Origin of the sequence: Tetzosporium hominis (assembly GCF_002265435.1) — a bacterium.
In the GTDB taxonomy this organism is placed as follows: Bacteria; Bacillota; Bacilli; order Bacillales_A; family Planococcaceae; genus Chryseomicrobium; species Chryseomicrobium hominis.
Window position 1 is genome coordinate 1 of sequence record NZ_NOKQ01000292.1, and the last position, 273, is coordinate 273.

Genomic DNA, 273 nt, shown 5'->3' on the forward strand with positions numbered 1-273 from the left:
CAGCTTTGTCAGCTATGTGGACAAGGCGGCTAACCAGACAGAATTTTTCTTTACGAAGTCAGCCGGACCTCCGTCATTTGAAAAAAAGGTTCGGCTGTTTACAAAAAGTGAGCAGGATGAACAAAAGCTCGTGTACGGAATCGTGTATGAGCCTGATGTTCCTGATGCCCACGGCGATTTTATGACCGCTGAGGAAATTGAAAAAGCGGCGCACGGCTTTCTCGCGGAGGCACGGGAGATTGATATCAATCACAGCTTTGAGGGCGGAACCGG

1 protein-coding gene is annotated in these 273 nt (G+C 49.5%); it reads left to right on the forward strand.

Annotated features, from left to right (window positions below):
• A partial coding sequence (locus CF394_RS13480) for an XkdF-like putative serine protease domain-containing protein (RefSeq protein ID WP_243370885.1) occupies nt 1–273 on the forward strand: 273 nt, incomplete at both ends.